Genomic DNA, 21,328 nt, shown 5'->3' on the forward strand with positions numbered 1-21,328 from the left:
TTAGCCTGACATTCATGACCAGGCCAGAGGATGCGCGCCCACCGGTGTTGCAGATGTTCGGTTACGGTATGCAGCACATTCTTTCGATGTTCGGTGGCGTGATCGCCGTTCCCATCATCGTCGGTGGTGCGGCCGGGCTGTCCGGGGCCGATCAAGCCCTGTTGATCTCGTGCGCCCTGTTCGTCAGTGGGGTCGCGACCGTGCTGCAGACCATCGGGATTCCTTTCTTCGGCTCGCAATTGCCACTGGTGCAAGGCATTTCGTTCGCATCGGTCTCGACGATCCTGACCATCATCGGCAGTGCCGAGGACGGACGAACCGGCCTGCGCACCGTGCTCGGGGCCGTGCTGGTGGCCGCGCTCATCGGTTTGGCGATCGCGCCGTTCTTCTCCAAGGTCGTTCGCTTCTTCCCGCCACTGGTCACCGGAAGCATCATCACCGTCATCGGACTCTCGCTGATGCCGGTGGCCGCGCGCTGGATCACCGGTCAGGAGACGGTGGGAGGTGCGCCCAATCCGAACTACCTCGACCCGGGAAACATCGGACTGGCGATGTTCACCCTCCTCGCAGTGTTGGTGATGACCAGGATCCCCGGATTGTCACGGCTGTCGATTCTGCTGGGCCTCGTGGTCGGCACCATCGCGGCGCTGATCGTCGGAAAGACGGACTTCGACGGCGTCGGCGACGCCTCCGTGGTGGCCGTGCCGACTCCCTTCGCATTCGGGTCACCGATCTTCGCGGTCGGCGCGATCGTGTCGATGACCATCGTGATCCTGGTGATCATGGTCGAGACCACCGCAGACATCCTCGCCGTCGGCGAGGTCGTCGGAACCGACGTCGACACCAGACGCGTCGGCGACGGGTTGCGCGCCGACATGGTGTCCTCTGCCGTGGCACCGATCTTCAACACCTTCCCGGCCACCGCCTTCGCGCAGAACGTCGGACTGGTAGCGATGACCGGTATCAAGAGTCGCTTCGTCGTCGCAGTGGGCGGTGGGGTACTGGCACTGCTCGGTCTGTCTCCGGTTCTCGCCGCCGTCGTCGGTGTCGTCCCACTTCCCGTGCTCGGTGGCGCGGGCATCGCACTGTTCGGCACCGTCGCCGCCAGCGGGATCCGCACCCTCGGCAAGGTGAACTACGACAACAATTCCAATGTGGTCATCGTGGCGGTGACCTTGGCATTCGGCCTCATTCCCGTTGTCGCCGGCGACTTCTGGGACGAGTTCCCGGACTGGTTCGTCACCATCTTCCATTCCGGTATCAGTGCCGCCAGCATCGTGGCAGTGGTACTCAACGTATTCTTCAACGTGATCAAGCCCGGTACGCCACCGAACCCCTCGGTGGTGGCAGCGGGCCCGGCCGTGATGGTTCGTGAGGACGAAGCGAGAACACTCCGCGAAGGCGGCAGCCTCCCCGAAGATCGGGCGTCGAACAAGGATGCCTGAGCGAAATCCTGCGCACCCTCGCCCGCACGAGTAGCGTCCCGAAACAATAGAAGTACATCTGAACTGGAGGACATCTTGTCAATCGTCACCCGCACGAGTACGCGAAAGGCAGCGCTCGGCGGCGTCGCGTCGCTCGGTGCCATCGCCCTGATCGCAGCTTGTGGATCTGCTCCCGAGAACGAAGGATCGGGCGGAGGCGGATCGAGTGACTTCCTGCCGTGCATGGTCTCCGACAGTGGTGGCTTCGACGACAAGTCGTTCAACCAGCTCGGATACGAGGGCCTGACCGAGGCGGCCTCGACGCTCGGTGTCGAGCCCCGCACCGTGGAATCGGCGTCGCCGACCGATTACGCACCCAACATCAACAACCTCGTCGATCAGGGCTGCAATCTCATCGTCACCGTCGGATTCGACCTCGCCGATGCCACCAAGGTCGCAGCGGAGGCCAACTCCGACATCGACTTCGCCATCATCGACGACTCCTCGATCGACCTCCCGAACGTCAAGCCACTGACCTACGACGCGTCGCAGTCCGCCTTCCTGGCCGGCTATGCGGCCGCGAGCTACAGCACCACCGGCGTGGTCGGCACGTTCGGCGGCGCGCAATTGCCGACCGTGACCATCTTCATGGACGGTTTCGCAGACGGTGTGAACTACTTCAACGAGCAGAAGGGTGCGGCAGTCCGAGTCATCGGCTGGGATGTCGCCTCCCAGAACGGCTCGTTCACCGGCGGATTCGCCGCGAACGAGGTCGCGAAGAACACCGCCCAGGGGCTGATCGACCAGAACGCGGACGTCATCTTCCCGGTCGGTGGACCCATCTACCAGAGTGCGGCGCAGGCAATCCGGGACTCCTCACGTCCGGTGGCCCTCATCGGTGCCGACGCCGACGTCTTCGAATCCGACCCGTCGGTAGGCGATCTGTTGCTCACCTCGGTGACCAAGGGCCTCAAGACCAGCGTCGACGAGGTCGTCGCCAACTCGGGTGCCGATTCGTTCGACAACACCCCGTACGTCGGCACACTCGAGAACGGTGGCGTCGGTATCGCGCCGTTCCACGACTTCGAGTCGAAGGTCGATCCCGCACTGCAGGGCGAGCTGGATACGATCGAGGCCGGGATCATCGACGGTTCCATCACCGTCGTATCGCCATCCGCACCCAAGTAGTACCACCGAGTACTCCACGGTCACATCACTCACTGGTTGCGGGGACATGAAGCTCGAACTTCGCGGTATCACCAAACGATTCGGCTCGTTGATCGCAAACGACCACATCGATCTGAGCGTCGAATCCGGCGAGATCCATTGCCTTCTCGGTGAGAACGGTGCAGGCAAGTCCACGTTGATGAACGTGCTCAGCGGACTGTACCGAGCCGAGGAAGGGCAGATTCTGCTCGACGGCGTCGAGCAGAACTTCGCCGGACCCGGCGAGGCCATGGCCGCCGGGATCGGCATGGTGCATCAGCACTTCATGCTGATCCCGGTGTTCACCGTTGCCGAAAACATCGTGCTCGGCAACGAAACCACCTCGCTCGGTGGACGACTGGACCTCGTGGCAGCGAGAAAACTGGTACGAGAGATATCAGCGAGATTCGGCTTCGATCTCGACCCCGATGCTCTCGTCGGCGACCTACCCGTCGGCGTGCAGCAGCGAGTGGAGATCGTCAAAGCGCTCTCCCGCGAGGCCGAGGTACTCGTCTTCGACGAGCCGACGGCCGTCCTGACCCCGCAGGAAACCGACGATCTGATGCGGATCATGCGCGAACTCGCGGCCTCGGGCACCACCATCGTCTTCATCACCCACAAACTGCGCGAAGTGCGCGAAGTGGCAGACAAGATCACCGTCATCCGGCTCGGCAAGGTCGTCGGCGAAGCAGAGCCGACCGCCGACAACACCGAACTCGCGGCCTTGATGGTGGGACGCGATGTGCAGCTGACCGTTTCGAAAGATCCGGCGACACCCGGGGACGCTGCGCTGGTCATCGAGAACCTGTCGGTGTTCGATGCCCAGGGCAACAAGACCGTCGACGACGTCAGCTTCGAGGTCGCGGCGGGGGAGATCCTCGCCGTCGCCGGGGTGCAGGGCAACGGCCAGACCGAGCTCGTCGAAGCGATACTCGGGCTGCAGAACAACGTATCCGGGAAGATCAGCCTCGACGGCCGGTCACTCGTCGGGTCCTCGGTGCAGCATGTGCTCGACGCAGGGGTCGGCTTCGTGCCCGAGGATCGCACCGTCGACGGTTTGGTCGGGGAGTTCTCGATCGCGGAGAACCTGATGCTCGATCGCTCGAACAGCATGCCGTTCGTTCGGCGTGGCGCGGTGCAACGCGACTACTTGCAGAGCTTCGCGTCGGAGAAGCTGAGCGAATTCGACGTTCGGGCACCGGGAATCAGCACTCCGGTCGCGCGGCTGTCGGGAGGAAATCAGCAGAAGGTGGTGCTCGCCCGCGAGCTGAGCCGAGATCTGCGCCTGTTCGTCGCAGCCCAGCCGACGCGTGGAATCGACGTCGGGTCCATCGAATTCGTGCACAAGCGCATCGTCGCCACTCGGGACTCGGGGATCCCGGTCATCGTGGTGTCGAGCGAATTGGACGAGGTCGCCGCTCTGGCCGACCGCATCGCCGTCATGTACCGAGGAGCAATCGTGGGAATCGTCCCCGGGGATACGTCCCGTGAAACACTCGGATTGATGATGGGCGGTGAGCGTGGTGAGTGACGCCGAGCAGCCCTCGACATCCCAGGAGCCTTCCACCTCGCATCGCGTACTGCGGCAGATCTTCACCGGCAGTGCCATCATCTCGGTCCTCGCGGTACTTCTCGCGCTGATCGTCGGTGCCGTTCTCATCGCCGCCACCAACTCGGCCGTCCAGGAATCGGCCGGGTACTTCTTCTCGCGCCCCACCGACATGCTCAATGCGATCTGGGATTCCGTTGCCGGAGCGTACTCCTCGCTGTTCCAAGGTTCGGTGTACAACTTTCGGCGTCCCGGATTCGAGAACGGCATCCGGCCACTGACCGAGACGTTGACCTTCGCCACTCCGCTGATCGTCGCGGGACTCGGTGTGGCGCTTGCTTTCCGGGTCGGCATGTTCAACATCGGTGGCCGAGGCCAGATGCTCATCGCCGCGGCCTGCGCCGGATGGATCGGGTTCAGCGTGAACCTGCCTGCCGGTATCCACCTGCTGGTGGCCGTCGTAGCCGGAGTGGTCGGCGGCGCGGTATGGGGCGGTATCGCCGGATTCCTCAAGGCGCGCACCGGTGCTCACGAGGTCATCGTCACCATCATGCTCAACTACATCGGGTTCTACCTCGTCGCCTACCTGCTGCGCACGCCAGGAGCGCTGCAGGCGCCAGGATCGAACAATCCCAAGTCCGCGCCTATCGCGTCCACCGCGGTGTTCCCCAAACTGTTCGGTGACCGCTACAGCCTGCACCTCGGATTCGTGCTGGTGATCCTCGTGACCGTCGCGGTGTGGTGGTTGCTCGAGCGATCGAGTCTCGGATTCCGCTTCCGTGCGGTGGGCGAGAATCCGCACGCCTCCCGGGTGGCGGGCATGAACGTCGACCGCATCTACCTCTACGCGATGATCCTGTCGGGGGCCCTGGTCGGCCTGGCCGGAGTTGCGCAGGTACTGGGCACCGTGACCACAGGTTTCAGTGCCGACATCGACGCCGGAATCGGATTCGACGCCATCACCGTCGCGCTGCTCGGCCGATCGAAACCCTGGGGCGTCTTCTTCGCCGGAATCCTGTTCGGCGCGTTCAAAGCCGGTGGCTTCGCGATGCAGGCGGCCGAGGGCGTGCCGATCGACATCGTGCTCGTCGTGCAGTCGGTGATCGTGCTGTTCATCGCCGCGCCGCCGCTGGTGCGAGCAGTGTTCCGATTGCCGGAACAGCGAGCAGGCAAGGCCAACGGGGCAGCGACCGCAAAGGTCGGTGCACTGTGACCCCCGCCCTCGGCACCGTCGACAGCCCGGCAGGGACTGCGCTGGGCCGCAATTGGAAGGTCCCGTCGATCCTCGGAGTCGTGACGCTCCTGGCGTTGGTGCTGTTCGTGCTCCGAAAAGGCTCGGGGAACAGTACATTCGCGTTGTCATCGGACGGCGACTTCTTCGCACTGCCCGCTGTGAGCGTGCCCTCGTACGGCACCGGCCTGGTCGTCGTCGTCCTGCTGGCCGTCATCACCGCATATGTCTCGCTGCTGGTGTGGCGGTCGCGTGCTACACCGCGATGGTTACCTGCACTGTTCGCAGTACTGTTCGTGTTCGGATTTCTCGCCTGGGCCGCGGACGGGGAGACCATCCCGGTCCCCGGATTGCTCATCGGCGCAGTCGCTCTGAGTACACCGCTGATCTTCGGTGCGATGGGTGGAGTGATCTCCGAACGCGTCGGGGTCATCAACATCGCCATCGAAGGGCAGTTGCTCGCAGGTGCCTTCGTCAGCGCCGTCGTCGCCTCGATCACCGGATCGACCTATGTCGCGCTGTTGGCGGCCCTGGTGGCCGGAGCACTCACCGCGTCCTTGCTGGCGGTGTTCTCCATCAGCTACTTCGTCAATCAGGTCATCGTGGGTGTGGTGCTCAACGTTCTGGTCGTCGGGTTGACCAGCTTCCTGTATTCGGTGGTACTGACGAAGAACGCCGAAACACTCAACTCGCCGCCGCGCTTCCCGCGCCTCGACATTCCCGTGCTCTCCCAGATCCCGATTCTCGGACCGGTGCTGTTTCAGCAGACGCTGATCGTGTACCTGATGTATGCCGCGGTGGCTGTCGTGTTCTTCGGACTGTTCCACACCAAGTGGGGACTTCGCCTGCGGGCCGTCGGCGAGCACCCGCAAGCTGCCGATACCGTCGGCATCGACGTCGCCCGAACCCGATTCTGGAACGTCTGCCTCGCCGGTTCCATCGCCGGGCTCGGCGGTGCCTACTTCACTCTCGGTTCCGTCGGCTCCTTCGGCAAGGAGATGACCGCAGGCGCAGGCTACATCGCACTGGCCGCGGTGATCTTCGGTCGCTGGGATCCGGTGCGCGCGACTCTGGCGGCACTGCTGTTCGGTTTCGCATCCAATCTACAGAACGTGCTCGGCATCATCGGTTCCCCCGTGCCCAGCGAATTCATGCTGATGCTTCCCTACGTGGTGACCATCTTCGCCGTCGCTGGACTGGTGGGTCACGTCCGAGGGCCTGCCGCAGCCGGCAAACCGTATGCCTCGCGAAATTAGCGCATGCCATACCTGACTCGGCGGTAGGGTCGCTGTCCGTTGTGACCGCTTTCACTGTAGGGTTCGATCATTGTTGTCGCAGTTCTTCGAAGGAGAGCCATGAGCTTCCGCAGTCCCTTCCCCGACGTCGAGATCCCGAATCTGAACGTCTACGACTTCCTGTTCGGCTCCATCGCCGAGTCCGACCTCGACAAGCCTGCGCTCATCGACGGTACGTCGGGTGACGTCACCACCTACAAGACTCTGATCGGCCAGATCGACGCCATTGCAGGTGCTTTGGCCGCCCGCGGACTCGAGGTCGGCGACGTCGTCGGCCTGCATTCGCCGAACGTTCCCGCATTCGCCTCCGTGCTGCACGGCATTCTCCGCGCGGGCGGAACCGCGACGACGATCAACGCGTTGTACACGGCCGAAGACATCGCAAAGCAGCTCACCGGTTCGGGCGCGAAATTCCTGTTCACCGTCTCGCCGCTGTATCCACAGGCCAAGGCTGCCGCAGAGCAGGTCGGTCTCGATGCCGACCACGTGATCGTCCTCGACGGTGCTGAGGGCCACCCGAACCTGCGGGACCTGCTCACCCAGGGCGCCCCTGCCCCCGAGGTCTCCTTCGATCCGGCCACGCACGTGGCCGTTCTGCCGTACTCCTCGGGCACGACGGGCGTGCCGAAGGGCGTCATTCTCACCCACCGCAACCTCGTCGCGAACGTCGCGCAGATGGAACCACGCGTCGGTATCGACAGCAACGACGCCATTTTGGCGTTGCTGCCGTTCTTCCACATCTACGGACTGACGGTATTGCTCAACATCGCCCTCAAGCTGCGCGCGCATCTGGTGACGATGCCGAAGTTCGATCTCGTCGAATTCCTGCGGATCATCCAGGACCAGAAGTTGACGTACCTGTTCATCGCCCCGCCTGTGGCCGTCGCGCTCGCCAAGCACCCGATGATCGATCAGTACGACCTGTCGAGCGTGCACACCATCTTCTCGGGTGCAGCACCGCTGGACGAGGAGCTGGGCAAGGCCGTCGCCAGGCGACTGAACACGCGCGTGCGTCAGGGCTACGGCATGAGCGAGCTCAGCCCCGTCAGTCACGCTATTCCCTTCGACCGCGACGACATGCCGCTCAGCTCGGTCGGACAGCCGCTGGCCAACACCGAGAACAAGCTCGTCGACCCGGGAACGGGCAACGAGATCGACCTTCCCACAGAGGGATTGAGCGCGCAGGGTGAGCTGTGGGTCAAGGGCCCGAACGTGATGGCGGGATACCTCAACAATCCCACCGCGACGGCTGAGACCCTCGACTCGGACGGTTACCTGCACACCGGTGATATTGCCGTCGTCGATCCCGAGGGTGTCGTCTACATCGTCGATCGACTCAAGGAACTGATCAAGTACAAGGGCTATCAGGTACCGCCGGCCGAGCTCGAGGCGCTGCTGCTCACGCACGAGCAGATCGCCGACGCGGCCGTGATCGGTGTTCTCGACGACGAGGGCGAGGAAATCCCCAAGGCATTCGTCGTCCGCCAGCAGGGTGCCACCATCGACGAGGAGGCCGTCATCGCCTTCGTCGCCGAGCGTGTGTCGCCGCACAAGAAGGTACGCCGCGTCGAGTTCATCGACATCGTGCCGAAGTCGGCAGCGGGCAAGATTCTGCGCAAGGATCTGCGCGCCGCGGAGGCCGGTAAGTAGCTCCGGCAGTACCGCCCCCTCCATCGAGCTCCACGGTGGAGGGGGCATTGCTGTCAGAGGGGGGGCGCTCATCGAAGGGCGTCGATGTCCACGAACGTAATCGTCCAGCGTGATCAGCGGCGGGCGATCGATCGTCGAGACCGGCGCGACACTCATCGACAGCTGGCCTTCGGCGGCCGCGAACGTGGTGAAACCGGCACCCGAGTCGCGCAGGCCAAGGCGCGGGAGCATCGTCGCGATGATTTGGCGACTCATCACAGCCAACTCCGAGGTCGGCCTGTTTCGGTGCCGCCGTGTGCCCAGTCCGACCTGTCCGATCGGGCCCGCACCCAGCCGGTGATACGTGTCGAGCAGAAGGCCGATCTCGACACCGTAGCCAGGGGCGAACGGGAGCGATTCGAGCAGTTGCCGAGTTGCGGCGTATTCGCCGCCCAGCGGCTGGAAGACGCCGGCCAGTTCGGGCCGCAGTGCCGTCAACAGTGGCCGCACCGTCAGCTGCGTGACGCGTCCCCCGCCGTCCTGGTCCGTGGTGTCACCGATCCTCAGCGGCCGCCGATAGAAGCCCTTGACCAGTTCGAGGTTCTCGACCATCAGCAGGGGACCGACGAGGGAGGGGACGAAGTGCGCACCCGGTTCGAGAAGATCGGAATCGACGAACACGACGATCTCGCCCGAGGTGGCCGCGACGCCGCGCCACAGAACCTCTCCCTTGCCGTGGACGACGGGTGTTCCCGGTAGTACTTGCTCTCTGGGCACCACCGTGGCACCGGCAGCGCGGGCCCGAGATACCGTGCGGTCGGTGGAGCCGGAGTCCAGCACCACCAGTTCGTCGACGAGAGTTCCCAGGTACGGGACTATCGAGGCGATGACATCGGCGACGGTGTCCTCCTCGTCCAGCGCGGGAAGTACAACCGAGACCGTCCGACCCTGTTTGGCGGCGATGATGTCGGCGAGCGGCCAAGGCGAGCGGGCCCACGTGGCAGCAAGGGCAGGAGTGCCAACGGCACCGTTTCGGCTCATCGAGTTTCCTTCGTCATCGCTGAAACATCACGGCTCAGGACGGGCCGGTCGGCAGCCCCAACGACGGAGCGATCACCGACCACGAGTCGTGTAGGTCTTCCTGCCAGTAAGCCCAGGAGTGGGTTCCGTTGGGTCGAAAGTTGTAGGTCGCCGGAATGTCGAGCTCCTGCAGCCGCTGTTGCATCTGATGCGAGCACGCATCGGTGGTCGCCTCGATCACGGCACCGACGGCGACCTGCTGGGCGAGCTTGCTGTAGTCGCTTCCGATTCCGGGGCCGCCGGGGACATCGAACGGGCCCGGCGCGCCGGTTCCCGCCGAAATGTAGATCTCGATGCCGCGCAGACCTTCGGCATTGACGTAGGGATCGTTGTCGACCCAGGCAGCAGAACCGGGCGGCCCCCACATGTTCATGGTGGAGCCACCTCCGCGAGCTTCCACAACCGATCTGACGTACATCGCACCCACCGGATCGCTGGTACGAGCGCATCCGCTGTACGCCGCGACGGACCGGTACACCGAGGGGTGCGCGATCGCCAATTGCAGCACCGACGTACCGGCCATGGAGATGCCGGCGATCGAATTGACTCCGTTGCCGGCGAGCTCGGCGTCCATCAACGGCGGCAGTTCGATGCCGAGGAAGGTGGACCACTTGTTCCGACCCAGCACCGGGTCGTCGTGCAGCCAGTCGGTGTAGTAGCTCGCCGCGCCGCCGCGCGGAACCACCACGTTGACGTTCTTGTCTCCGAAGAAGCCGACGACGTCGGTCTGATCGAACCAACTGCTGCCACCGTCGCCGCCTGCGGCACCGTTGAGCAGGTAGACGGTGGGGGCACCGGGGTGCTTCGCCCGGAAGATGTCGACGGTGATGTCGCGGTCCATCGATGCCGAATACACGTGCACGATATCGCGGCGTTCCGCGATGTTCTCGACTCCGACGATCTCCGATGCATCCTCGGCGGTCGCCACAGCTGCTGTGCCCGACATGAGAACGACGACGGTTGCGAGCACGCAGAGAGTCGAAACAATCGCCTCACGCAGGCGGTATCGGTCGATCATCCACCGTTCCTGACGTCGTGGGGGCAGCGCAATGCCTGAGCTTCGGCCGGCGCGGTACTCCCAGGACGGTAGGTCCCGCCCACGTATGTCTCTACACTTCTGACGATTTCTCAGTTTTGACACAGATTCAGATCAGAACTTTGTCGATTCTCCACAAATCCGCTCGTGGGGTATTCACCGATGCGCGTCAGTGATGCACTGGCTGCTCCGACGCACTCCTTGCGTTGCGCCCGTACCGCTCCTCTTCGAAAGGTTGTGCCGTGGTTGCATTCGGACTCATCGACGAGTGGACGCCCACTCCGGGCTCGCTCACCACGTGGTCGCCTTCCGAGGCCTCACGCGCCGCCGCGGCAGCAGCACCTGTTCATCCGGCCCGGCCGTCACACATCCAGCAGGCGTACCTCGAGGCTGCGTACCGCAACCGAGGATCGTCCTTTCGCTTCTCCAGGCTGTGCCTCGTCACGTTCCGCATCGAAGGAAAGCTGGACGTCGCGGCGATGGGCCGAGCGTTCACTGCGTTCGTCAAACGTCACGACTCGTTCTCGAGCTGGTTCGAGGTGACGGCAGAAAGCGCGGTGCGCCACCGCGTCGACGTCGAGGACATCGTGCTCGAGGCAACCCCCTTCGGCATGCCGTCGGACTCGGCGGCTATCCGCAGGCACGTGCAGGACAGCACCCCCGGGCCCGACAGCTGGGACTGCTTCTCCTTCGGCACGATCGAGCACGAGGACCATTTCGTGGTGTACGCGGCGGTCGATCATCTCGACACCGACGGAATCTCGCAGGCGTTGACGTACTACGAGCTCCGACAGCTCTACCGCAACGCGGTGACGGGGGAGTCCGACGAGTTGTTCACCCCCGGTAGCTACCTCGAGTACTGCGAGCGCGAGCGCGCCGAGAGCGACGCCACGACCCTCGAGACCCCAGCTGTGCAGACGTGGATCGACCTCGTGGTGGGCAACGGCGGTGATCTACCGACCTTCCCACTCCCGTTGGGGCGCAACAGTGCCGACTACACCAGGACGTCGCACAACTCGTTCCCGCTGTTCGACGGTGCGCAGGCCACGGCGGTCGACGAGGCATGTGCAAGCGTGGGGGCCAAGTTCATCGGCGGAATCTTCGCAGCGGCAGCACTGGCCGAATACGAACTGGCGGGCAGAGACAGCTATCTGGCCCTGACGCCCAAGAGCACTCGATCTCTGCCGGGCGAATTCGCCTCGATCGGATGGTATTCCAGCCTGATCCCCTTGCGCTTCGAGGTGGGTTCGTCGCCGACCTTCCGCACCCTCGCCGTCCGTGCTCAGCACGCGTTCGACGCCGGAAAGCTGCTGGCGAACACCTCGTATCACCGGGTACTGGAATTGGTCGGTCCCGAACACGGAATCACTACCAAGCCGGGTTGGACCGCCCCGATGATCTCGTACGTCGACGTCCGCAAATTGCCCGGTGAAGCCGAACTCGACGCCGCAGGGGCCGGGCTGTACGGAAACCGAGGCAGCTCGGAGGAAGTCTTCATGTGGGTCAACCGATTCGAGGACCACACCGGCGTCGAATTTCTGTACCCGGGCACGGACGAGGCCGATCGCTCTATCGACCTGTACTTCTCCAAGATCTTCGAGATCTTCTCCGCCGTCGTCGAATTCGGAGACTACGCCCCGCAGCTTCCCGACGCGAGCACGTTCGCGCGCGAGATCGCGGACGTCAGCAGGGTATGACGCACCGTCGCAGCGGCTCGTGGCTGACGCTGTGCGCCTGTCTGCTGGCAGTGACGATGCAGATGATCGACGTCACCGCCGTCACCGTTGCGTTGCCGACGATCGCTCAGGACCTCGGAGGGCAAGGCGCACAGCAAGTCTGGGTTCCAGCGGCGTATCTGCTCGCCTTCGCGTGCGCGCTCCTGACAATGGCGAGAACGGGTGAGGTCTTCGGACGAAGAAACACATTCGTCGTCGGCACCGCGATGTTCGCATCGACATCGGTGCTGTGTGCGTACGCGCCGACGATCGAGGTGCTGATCCTCGGTCGAGTCCTGCAAGGTCTGGCGGGTGCGGCCATGTCGGCTCAGACCGTGGCCATCGTGACCGCAACCTACGCCGGGGCGCGGCGCACCACCGCGTTCGCGCTGTACGGAGCCGTCGCCGGGCTCGCCGGTCTGGCAGGACCGGCCGTCGGCGCGGTTCTGCTCGAACTCGACATCCTCGGAACCGGTTGGCGTGCAATCTTTCTGATCAACGTCCCGATCGCGGTGATCGCCATTGCGATCGGCCGCCGATACGTCGCCGTGGGTCATCAGTACGTGCAGTCCGGTACCGGTGGGCGGTTCGATCCGGTCGGGGTCCTGCTGTGGTCGACCGGTGCTCTGCTGATCGTCTACCCGATCATGACGAGTTCGAGCCCGACCACCGCGGTACCGGCAATGGGCATCGGACTGGGTCTGCTGGCCGTGTTCGCGGTGTGGGAACGGCGTCGAAGGGCAGCCGGCGCACACGTCATGGTCGACACGAGCGTGTTCGCCGAGCGAGGATTCTCCTACGGCTGCGCGGTCTCGGCTCTGGTGTACGGCACCTTCACCGGATTCGTGCTGACGATGTCGGTGACACTGCAGACCGGTCTCGGCGACAGCGCCTCGATGGTGGGGGCGATCACGGTGCCTTTTGCTCTGGGCGCCATCGCAGCATCCTTGGTCGCACCGATGGCGTTCGAGCGCTGGGACTCTCGGTCGGTGGCTGCCGGTGCGGCGATCATGGGGGTGTCGCTGTCGGTGCTCGGCCTAGCGACCGCGCAGCTCGGACAACCCGGTTTCGCCTGGTGGCTGGTGGTTCCACTCGCTTTGATCGGGGTCGGCCTGGGTTCGGTGATCGCGCCACTGCAGAGCACCATCGTCGCCGGGGTCGGGCCGGAGGCCATCGGCTCCGCCACGGGCATCATGCCGACGGTCCAGCAGATCGGGTCTGCAGTGGGGACCGCAGTCACCGGTGTCGTGTACTTCGCACTGCTTCCCGCCCAACCGATCGCATCGGACTATCTGGCCTCGCAGCAGAAGGTTCTGTTCGGGCTGGCGGTGAGCATGGCTGCGGCCACCGCCGTTTCGGTCGCGCTGCCGCGCCGAGACCGAAAAACAGGCGGCGAGGCACGAGCGCCTGCGATGGCACCGCAGAGATCTCCTTGACCCAGAACGCCGCGAGCGAAACACAACGATCCGCAACACAATCCGAGGAGCCCGGGCCTCGAGGACCGGCCGGGCCGAACGAAATCGAGAAGAGTTACCTCATGCGCCGCACCCTGACTGCCCTGACGATCGCCGTCGGGCTGATGTCGATGCTGTTCGTCTCAGCACCTGTCGCATCGGCCGGGCCCGACGACCCGGTACCGCCCCCCGGCACCATGTACACATCGCCTGTGGACCTGACCGGTAAGAACAACGGCGATGTTCTCGACAGCAGGCGCTTCACCAGCCCGCTGTATCCCGGAGCCGACATCTGGCAGCTTCGGTATCGGTCCTCCGACTCGAGGGGAGACGCGATCGCTGCCGTGACGACGGTCCTCGCGCCGGCCGATCGTGCTCCCGGCGGCCCGCTGCTGTCCTACCAGCCTTTCGTCAACGCGCTCGGGTTGCAGTGCGCGCCATCGGAATCGTTGTTCGGTGCCGACCTGACCACCGGCGTGCAGGAACGCGAATTTCTGAACCTGGCACTGGTACGGGGATGGACCGTCGCTGTCCCGGATCATCTCGGACCCAAGAGTGCCTACGGTGCCGCGAAATTGGGCGGTCAGATCACCCTCGACGGCGTGCGGGCCGCGCAGCGGGTACCCGAACTCGGGCTCGCGGCCAGTCCGGTGGGGATGGCGGGGTACTCCGGTGGCGGAATGGCCACGGCCTGGGCTGCGGCCCTTGCTCCCACCTACGCACCGGAGCTGAACATCGTCGGTGCCGCCGCAGGCGGTGTGCCCGCCGATCTGGACAACATCGCCCGCGCGCTCGGCTTCCAGCCCCACCAGGCCTTCGGTCTCGCGTTCGCGGCGGCCCTCGGGCTCGAGCGGGAATACCCGGACCGGCTGCCGATCTCAGCGCAACTCAACGACACTGGTCTCGCCTTGAAGGAGCAGGTCGCCAATGCCTGCACGCCGGTGATTCTGGCTGCCGGTGCATTCAAGAGTGCGCTGGCCGTCTCGACCAACACCTCGCTGGTGGACAGCCCCGAGGCGCAGCGGATCATCGACGAGAACAGTCTGGTCAAGTACGCCGGTGTGCCGACTGCCCCGACGCTGCTCTGGGCCAGCGACAACGACCCGCTGATTCCGATCGCCGCCCTACGCGATACCGCCGGTCGGTACTGCGCAAACGGGGCGACGCTGCAGTTCGACATCGTTCATGCGCCGCAGCACATTCAGGCGGCATTCGAAGGGCTTCCGGCTGCGCTCACATTCCTGGACAACAGGTTTCGGGGTGTCGCTCCGCCTACCAACTGCCTCCGATGAAGCGGCTCGCAACTGCGGTCGCGGCAACGACACTGGCGTTGGTCGCGGCGTCCGTTCCGGCGCACGCCGCAGATCTGCCGGTGTTGGCGCCCCAGTCGTTCGGTGAATTCTCGGTGCAGACTCGATATTTCGACATCGCCGTCGGACCCGCGCGCGACCAGCACTGCACAGTAGTGGGCGACATCTATGTTCCGGATGGGCTCGGCCCCGACAATCGAGCACCGGCCATCCTGACGAGCAATGGTTTCGGCGGATCCAAGGACGACCAAGCGGGAGCCGCCGCGAGGTTCGCAACCCACGGCTACGTGGTGCTGTCGTACTCGGCGCTCGGATTCGGAGGTTCGACCTGCAAGATCTACTTCGCCGATCCCGACTACGACGGTGCGGTGGGATCGGCCCTCATCGGCTATCTCGCAGGCGCGCGCGACGGTGTGTTCGCCGATGCGGCGAGAACTGTGCCGGCACCGGCGCTCGACGTGGTGCGGCTCGACGAACCAGGAGATCCGCGCGTCGGCTATCTGGGCGGGTCCTACGCCGGCGCAACAGGGTTGGCGACGGCGTCGGTGGATCCGCGACTGGACACGGTGGCATCGATGATCACGTGGAACGATCTGGCCCACTCGCTGGCACCGGAAGCAACCGGCCGGAGGCCGGTGGGGCCGATCAAGAGCGTGTTCGGCACGGCCTTTCTTGCAGCCGGTGCCATCCTCACCGGGCCGGTCGGGTACGCAGTCGATCCGGATCGAGCCGACGGGTGCCCCAACTATGCGCAGTGGGTGTGCAATGCCGCATCCGCCTTCGCTGCCAATCGCGAACCCGAGCCGGAAACCCTGGCGGCGATGCGCCACGTCTCACCCGCGGACTATCTCGATCGCGTCGATGTCCCGGTTCTGCTCACACAGGGCCAGAAGGATTCACTGTTCAGCCTCGACGAGGCGGCCGCCACCTTCGAGGCGCTGCGGGCGCGGGGAGTGGAAACGTCCATGATCTGGCACTCGTGGGGCCACAACGATCGCACTGGCTACCCGGGAGAATTCGACATCAAAGCACCCGATCCGTTCACTCAGCACGAAGCGGCTCTGGTGGGCAACTGGCTCGACCGACACCTCAAAGACCGCGACGTCGACCCCGGGCCTGCCTTCACCTACTTCCGCGACTGGGTTCCCTACAACGATGTGGCATCGCCTGCCTATGCGGAGTCGAGTACATTTCCCGTCGGCAACAGGCGCACCTATCACCTGGCCGATGGCGCATTGGTGGACAGCGCCGGCCCGAATGCTCCATGGGCGCAGACGATTCGGGATGCCGGGTCGCCGACGCACACCACGCTGGGGCTGCCGAACATCGCAGCAGAAGTTCCGGTACCGCGATTCTCCCTGCCCGGTTCTGCTGCGACCTGGACGACCCCGCTACTCACCGAAGCAGTCGATGTCGTGGGTGCGCCCGTCTTGTCCATCAGCCCGCGAACGACCGGACCGGCCACGGTGTACGTCAGTGTGCTCGACGTGGCACCGAACGGAGTCGCAACCGCGATCCACGGACTGGTGGCCCCGGCTGTTCTGACCGGAACCGCGGAGCCGGTGACCATCTCGCTGCCCAGCATCGTTCACCGATTCGATCGCGGACACCGCATCGCCGTCGAGATCACCGCACCCGATCCATCGTTCGCCGGTGGGCCCGGACCGGCGGAGGTGACCGTCGCGTCGACGGATTCGATCAACGAATTCTCCTTACCCGTAGTGCCGCAATGATCTACCTGAGAAACACCGAAAGGCTCGCCTTGACCAGAAAACTCGTTGCCCTGAGTTCCATCCTCGTGGCACTGTGCGCATCTCTGTTGGTCTCGGGGACAACAGCTTCGGCTACCCCTGCCCCGACGATTCCCGATCCGGACGTGTTCTACGCGGCACCCGCCGATATCGCCGATCACGCCCCGGGCGACATCCTGGACAGCCGTCGTGCGGACGCGTGGATGTACCCCAACACCGACATCTGGCAGCTCAAGTATCGGTCGACCAACTCCGCGGGTGCGCCGGTCGCCGCGGTGACCACCGTGCTGATGCCCCGAGGCAGAGGTGAGGGGACGCCGTTGGTGTCCTACCAGGCGGTGATCAACGCTTTGGGCGTCAAATGTGCACCCTCGCATGGTCTGTTCACCTACGAGATCGGTGAAGCTCCGAGCCTGTACCTCGGTATGGTCACTCGCGGTTGGGCGGTCGCTGTGCCGGACTACCTGGGGCCGACCGGTGCTTACGGGGCGGCGGAGTACGAAGGTCGGTTGACGCTCGACGGCGTTCGGGCCGTGCAGAACTTCGAGCAGTTGCCGCTGAAGGACAGCCCTGTCGCTCTGCTGGGCTACTCCGGCGGCGCGTTGGCGACATCGTGGGCCGGTGCGATGGCACCCACCTACGCCCCCGAGTTGAACATCGTGGCCAGCGTGCACGGCGGAACCCCTGCCGATCTGGGATTGATCGCACAGAATCTCGGCTACAGCCCCATTCCGCACCCCGCCTTCGGAATGGCACTCGCCGCGTCACTGGGGCTGGAGCGCGAGTACCCGACCGAATTCCCCGTCTCGGAGAACCTCAATGCCGCGGGCTTGGCACTGCGGGATCAGGTGAGTAACGAGTGCAGGCGACCCATCATCATCGGCGGAGCATTCAAGAGCGCGCGAGATCTGTCGAACGTCGACATCGCATCGCTGCCGTCGGCCCAGGCAGTGTTGAGGAAGAACAGTCTGGTCGACTACGAGGGCGTGCCGAAGGCCCCGGTGTACATCTGGCACGGGATCAACGACTTCATCACCCCGTTCGCGCCGGTGAAGGAAACCGTCGACCGCTACTGCGCCGCCGGAGCAACAGTGCAGTTCAGGGCGTATCCACTGGCGGAGCACTTCAGCGGATCGCTGGTCGGACTACCCGAGGCGTACGCCTACGTGGATGCACGATTCCGAGGTGAGCCGGCGCCGTCGAACTGCGCCTGATCTGCGCTCGGTGGCAACCTCACACCTTTTCTCTCGACCTCACACCCCTGCTATGCCCTGAACCCCGGCGCGCGGTCGGCAGAAAGGGTGTGAGGTCGTTGTGGAACCGAGACAATGTTCGCGGCGTCCAAGGGTGGGTGGCTTCGACGAGGGGAGTGGCATGACGCGGTGGTGGGGGGCGGGAGTGCTCGGCGTGATGGTGCTGGTCGCCGGGTGTGGCGGGGCGACGGAGGGCGTACCGGTGGCGGATTCGCCGGCTTCGACGACGTCGGCGGCACCGAGCGCAGCCGAGCCGTGGGATCCATGCAGCATCCCGAACACTGCTATCGAGACTGCGGGATTGGATGTGGAGAGCAAGAGCACGAACCTGTTCGGGGATGCGCCGCTGTCCAACGACTGGAAGACGTGTATCTGGACCGACCCTGATCCGGGGTCGTGGTATTTCCTGGGCGTATTTTCCTCGGCTCACAACCTGGGGTATGTAGAAGCGAACGACCAGTTCGAGGACTTCACTGCCGCTGACGAAGACGGTTTCGTGCAATTTCGACGTACCGCGAAGTACGACGAGGTCAGTTGTGGCATTGCGTACGAAGTGAGCGGCGGAATTGTGTACTTCGTTCTCGACGGAAGGGCTGGACGCGAGCCTCTGGGTGATCCGTGTTCGGAAATTGGTCGGGTAACGAAATCGTTGCAAGCCAGCCTGCCTGCGCGGGCACGATAGACCGAAAGGCGGAGGTTCGATGGCTTCTGGAAACGGCAATCTGTTCGAGTCGATGCAGTATTGGTGGGACCTCTCGGAGCGTGCTGAGGCAGGGCTGATGGAGATACCGAAGGAAGTGGCTTTCAAGTGCGACCAAGTGTGCGCGGACTACATCGACCACCTTGGAGGCATGCTCGCGAAGACAAAATTTCTCGTCGATCTGGATGCATATGGCACCCTTCCGTCGGCTCGATTGCTGGGTGCGAAGTTCAAGCGACTGGCCGACGGTGAAGAAGGGTCGGCGGCTGCTGCACTCAAGCAGCACATCGAGGTCGTCGAATTGATGCGTTCGGTGTTTCGTCGCTATTTCGTCGACACCGAAGCGGTCGATGAGAGTGTGGGAGCTCGGATCGGCGGTATCGGAGCCGGCTCGGGGGAGTGAGTCCGCAACCTCACACCTTTTCTCTCGACCTCACACCCCTGCTATGCCCTGAACCCCGGCGCGCGGTCGGCAGAAGGGGTGTGAGGTCTCGTGAATCCTCGCGCCATACCGTCGAACATGCCCGAAATGTCCGATAACCGTTGAGCGGCACCATGATCGAGACAACATTCGCGAATCGGATCGCTTAGTCTGCGATCGTGAATCACTTCGCTGCCCGCCTGGTGCCGATGCGTCCGCGCGATCCTCACGAACCGCATCGCGCGGCGAGCCCGCTCGAATTGTTCTTCGACCTGGTGTTCGTCGTAGCGGTGAGTTCCGCCGCGATTCAGCTCCATCACGCCCTCGCCGAGAATCACGTGGCCGACGGTCTGCTGAGTTACGCGCTCGTCTTCTTCGCGATCTGGTGGGCGTGGATGAACTTCACGTGGTTCGCCACCTCCTTCGACACCGACGACTGGCTGTATCGCGTGCTGACCGTGGTGCAGATGGCCGGCGTGCTGGTACTCGCCGCCGGAGTAGAGCCGGCGTTCACCGATCAAGACTTCACCATCGCGGTGATCGGCTACATCGTGATGCGCATCGCGATGGTCACGCAATGGCTACGAGCGTCGCGCAACCCCGAACTTCGCAGGACGGCCTTGACGTACGCAGCGGGGATCGCAGGCGTACAGGTGTTGTGGATCCTGTGGGTACTGCTGCTCGACGGCACCACCGCCGTCGTGATGTTCGTCGTTCTGGCGGCGATCGAGATTTCCGTTCCCCTGTTGGCCGAACGGAAGGCGAGCACCCCGTGGCATCCGCACCACATCACCGAACGCTACGGGCTGTTCACGCTGATCCTGCTCGGCGAAAGTTTGCTGGCCTCCGCCAACGCCATCATCGAAGCGCTCAACGACGACACGGCTCTGGCACCGCTGATCTCGATCTCGGCCCTCACACTCGTCGTTACCGCGAGCCTGTGGTGGATCTACTTCTGGCCCCCGCATCATCGCGCAATCGGTGACTTCGGGAATTCGCTGTTCTACGGCTACACCCACTACTTCATCTTCGCGGCCGCCGGCGCATTCTCGGCCGGCATCGAGGTCGAGATCGACGTGCTCACCGAACACAGTGAGCTCGGCGACGTCGCCGCGTCGTTCACCGTGACCGTCCCGATCGCCGTGTTCGTGCTCGGAGTGTGGTTGGTCGCCATCCGGGCCAACGCCGACCGCCTCGTGAACTTCGCGGTTCCTATCGGGGCGGTTCTGGTGTGGTTCGATCCCGTCATCCCCGTCCCGATCACCCTGACCGCCGTCGTCATGATCGCCGTCGTCGCGGTCCTCGTCGCCCACGGGCCGATTCCCAACTCACCATCCGGTCGATCCGCAGGCCCCACTCCCGAGGCCGGCACGTGAGAAACTGACCACATGAGTATCGGAACCTTGATCCTGCTCCGTCACGGCGAGAGCGAATGGAATGCCTCCAACCAGTTCACCGGTTGGGTGGACGTGCGATTGACCGAGAAAGGCGAGGCCGAGGGCGCACGAGCAGGCAAGCTTCTCGTCGAGGCCGGAATCGCGCCGGACCTGCTGTACACCTCACTGCTTCGTCGCGCCATCAGCACCGCCAACCTCGCGCTCGACGCCGCCGATCGGCACTGGATTCCCGTCGTGCGCGATTGGCGTCTGAACGAACGGCACTACGGTGCGCTGCAGGGACTGAACAAAGCAGAGACCAAGGACAAGTTCGGCGACGAACAGTTCATGCTGTGGCGTCGTAGCTACGACACCCCGCCGCCGCCCATCGAGACCGGTAGCGAGTACAGCCAGGACGCCGATCCGCGATACGCCGATCTGGACAGCGTGCCGTTGACCGAATGCCTCGCGGACGTCGTCGAGCGGCTGATCCCGTACTTCGAGGAGACGATCGCCGCGGATCTGAAGGCAGGCAAGAACGTGCTCGTCGCCGCCCACGGCAACTCGCTGCGCGCTCTCGTGAAGTACCTCGACAACATCTCCGACGCCGATATCGCCGAACTCAACATCCCCACCGGCATCCCACTGCAGTACGACCTCGAAGAGGTCGACGGAAAACTCTCGCCCACCAACCCGGGCGGAACGTATCTCGATCCGGAAGCCGCCGCCGCGGGCGCAGCTGCCGTCGCGAACCAGGGCGGAAAGTAGCGTCGACCCGCTCGAAGCGAGGATTTGTCGGAACTGCAGGTGAACGATCGAAGAACACTGCCGACGGGGACTATGACGACCAGGGGAATGCCTGCACCCTGCGTATGTGAGCTGTCCATCGAACGTACGA

Annotated in this window: 16 protein-coding genes and 1 pseudogene; 15 read left to right on the forward strand and 2 right to left on the reverse strand. The window is 64.2% G+C overall.

What is annotated here, in order from left to right; all coding sequences use genetic code 11:
- Positions 1–14: 14 nt before the first annotated feature.
- The 6 genes from J1M87_RS07795 (at position 15) to J1M87_RS07820 (ending at position 8,355) form a co-directional block, all read left to right on the forward strand.
- The gene (locus J1M87_RS07795; RefSeq protein WP_206488983.1) at positions 15–1,445 is read left to right on the forward strand and encodes a nucleobase:cation symporter-2 family protein; all 1,431 of its coding nucleotides are present in this window, start codon (positions 15–17) and stop codon (positions 1,443–1,445) included.
- A 75-nt stretch (positions 1,446–1,520) separates the two neighbouring features.
- Positions 1,521–2,612: a BMP family protein gene (locus J1M87_RS07800; RefSeq protein ID WP_241256540.1), complete on the forward strand. Its 1,092-nt coding sequence runs from the start codon at positions 1,521–1,523 to the stop codon at positions 2,610–2,612.
- Positions 2,613–2,658: 46 nt separating this feature from the next.
- Positions 2,659–4,161 carry an ABC transporter ATP-binding protein gene (locus tag J1M87_RS07805; RefSeq protein ID WP_206488984.1) on the forward strand — a complete coding sequence of 501 codons (1,503 nt, stop codon included), beginning with the start codon at positions 2,659–2,661 and terminating at the stop codon, positions 4,159–4,161.
- Positions 4,145–5,392 carry an ABC transporter permease gene (locus tag J1M87_RS07810; protein ID WP_307830760.1) on the forward strand — a complete coding sequence of 416 codons (1,248 nt, stop codon included), beginning with the start codon at positions 4,145–4,147 and terminating at the stop codon, positions 5,390–5,392. Before J1M87_RS07805 ends, J1M87_RS07810 begins: the two co-directional genes overlap by 17 nt.
- The gene (locus tag J1M87_RS07815; protein ID WP_206488985.1) at positions 5,389–6,666 is read left to right on the forward strand and encodes an ABC transporter permease; all 1,278 of its coding nucleotides are present in this window, start codon (positions 5,389–5,391) and stop codon (positions 6,664–6,666) included. Before J1M87_RS07810 ends, J1M87_RS07815 begins: the two co-directional genes overlap by 4 nt.
- 99 nt (positions 6,667–6,765) lie before the next feature.
- Entirely contained in the window at positions 6,766–8,355 is a 1,590-nt protein-coding gene (locus tag J1M87_RS07820) for an AMP-binding protein (RefSeq protein WP_206488986.1), read from the forward strand.
- Positions 8,356–8,460: 105 nt separating this feature from the next.
- Here J1M87_RS07820 and J1M87_RS07825 read toward each other — a convergent pair.
- Together J1M87_RS07825 and J1M87_RS07830 are read right to left on the reverse strand one after the other, a co-directional pair.
- A pseudogene (locus J1M87_RS07825) lies at positions 8,461–9,375 on the reverse strand (glucosyl-3-phosphoglycerate synthase); the annotation flags it as partial.
- A 34-nt stretch (positions 9,376–9,409) separates the two neighbouring features.
- Positions 9,410–10,432: an alpha/beta hydrolase family protein gene (locus tag J1M87_RS07830; protein WP_206488987.1), complete on the reverse strand. Its 1,023-nt coding sequence runs from the start codon at positions 10,430–10,432 to the stop codon at positions 9,410–9,412.
- A gap of 260 nt (positions 10,433–10,692) precedes the next feature.
- Between J1M87_RS07830 and J1M87_RS07835 the strand changes: the two genes are divergently transcribed.
- The 9 genes from J1M87_RS07835 to J1M87_RS07875 all read left to right on the forward strand — a co-directional run bounded on the left by J1M87_RS07835 (position 10,693) and on the right by J1M87_RS07875 (position 21,198).
- A complete protein-coding gene (locus tag J1M87_RS07835) occupies positions 10,693–12,147 on the forward strand; it encodes a condensation domain-containing protein (RefSeq protein WP_206488988.1) in 1,455 nt (484 codons plus the stop codon).
- The gene (locus J1M87_RS07840; RefSeq protein ID WP_206488989.1) at positions 12,144–13,601 is read left to right on the forward strand and encodes an MFS transporter; all 1,458 of its coding nucleotides are present in this window, start codon (positions 12,144–12,146) and stop codon (positions 13,599–13,601) included. The genes J1M87_RS07835 and J1M87_RS07840 overlap by 4 nt, the downstream gene beginning before the upstream one ends.
- Positions 13,602–13,702: 101 nt before the next feature.
- Positions 13,703–14,911: a lipase family protein gene (locus J1M87_RS07845; protein ID WP_206488990.1), complete on the forward strand. Its 1,209-nt coding sequence runs from the start codon at positions 13,703–13,705 to the stop codon at positions 14,909–14,911.
- Positions 14,908–16,662 carry a CocE/NonD family hydrolase gene (locus J1M87_RS07850; RefSeq protein ID WP_206488991.1) on the forward strand — a complete coding sequence of 585 codons (1,755 nt, stop codon included), beginning with the start codon at positions 14,908–14,910 and terminating at the stop codon, positions 16,660–16,662. The genes J1M87_RS07845 and J1M87_RS07850 overlap by 4 nt, the downstream gene beginning before the upstream one ends.
- A complete protein-coding gene (locus J1M87_RS07855) occupies positions 16,659–17,894 on the forward strand; it encodes a lipase family protein (RefSeq protein ID WP_241256542.1) in 1,236 nt (411 codons plus the stop codon). Before J1M87_RS07850 ends, J1M87_RS07855 begins: the two co-directional genes overlap by 4 nt.
- A gap of 160 nt (positions 17,895–18,054) precedes the next feature.
- Positions 18,055–18,615: a DUF3558 domain-containing protein gene (locus J1M87_RS07860; RefSeq protein WP_206488992.1), complete on the forward strand. Its 561-nt coding sequence runs from the start codon at positions 18,055–18,057 to the stop codon at positions 18,613–18,615.
- 19 nt (positions 18,616–18,634) lie between these two features.
- A complete protein-coding gene (locus J1M87_RS07865) occupies positions 18,635–19,036 on the forward strand; it encodes a hypothetical protein (RefSeq protein WP_206488993.1) in 402 nt (133 codons plus the stop codon).
- A gap of 227 nt (positions 19,037–19,263) precedes the next feature.
- A complete protein-coding gene (locus J1M87_RS07870; protein WP_206489101.1) occupies positions 19,264–20,430 on the forward strand; it encodes a low temperature requirement protein A in 1,167 nt (388 codons plus the stop codon).
- Between the two features lie 12 nt (positions 20,431–20,442).
- Positions 20,443–21,198 carry a phosphoglyceromutase gene (locus J1M87_RS07875; protein ID WP_206488994.1) on the forward strand — a complete coding sequence of 252 codons (756 nt, stop codon included), beginning with the start codon at positions 20,443–20,445 and terminating at the stop codon, positions 21,196–21,198.
- The last annotated feature ends 130 nt before the right edge of the window (positions 21,199–21,328 follow it).

The sequence above is a fragment of the Rhodococcus sp. KRD162 genome, assembly GCF_017168335.1.
Taxonomy (GTDB): Bacteria; Actinomycetota; Actinomycetes; order Mycobacteriales; family Mycobacteriaceae; genus Rhodococcoides.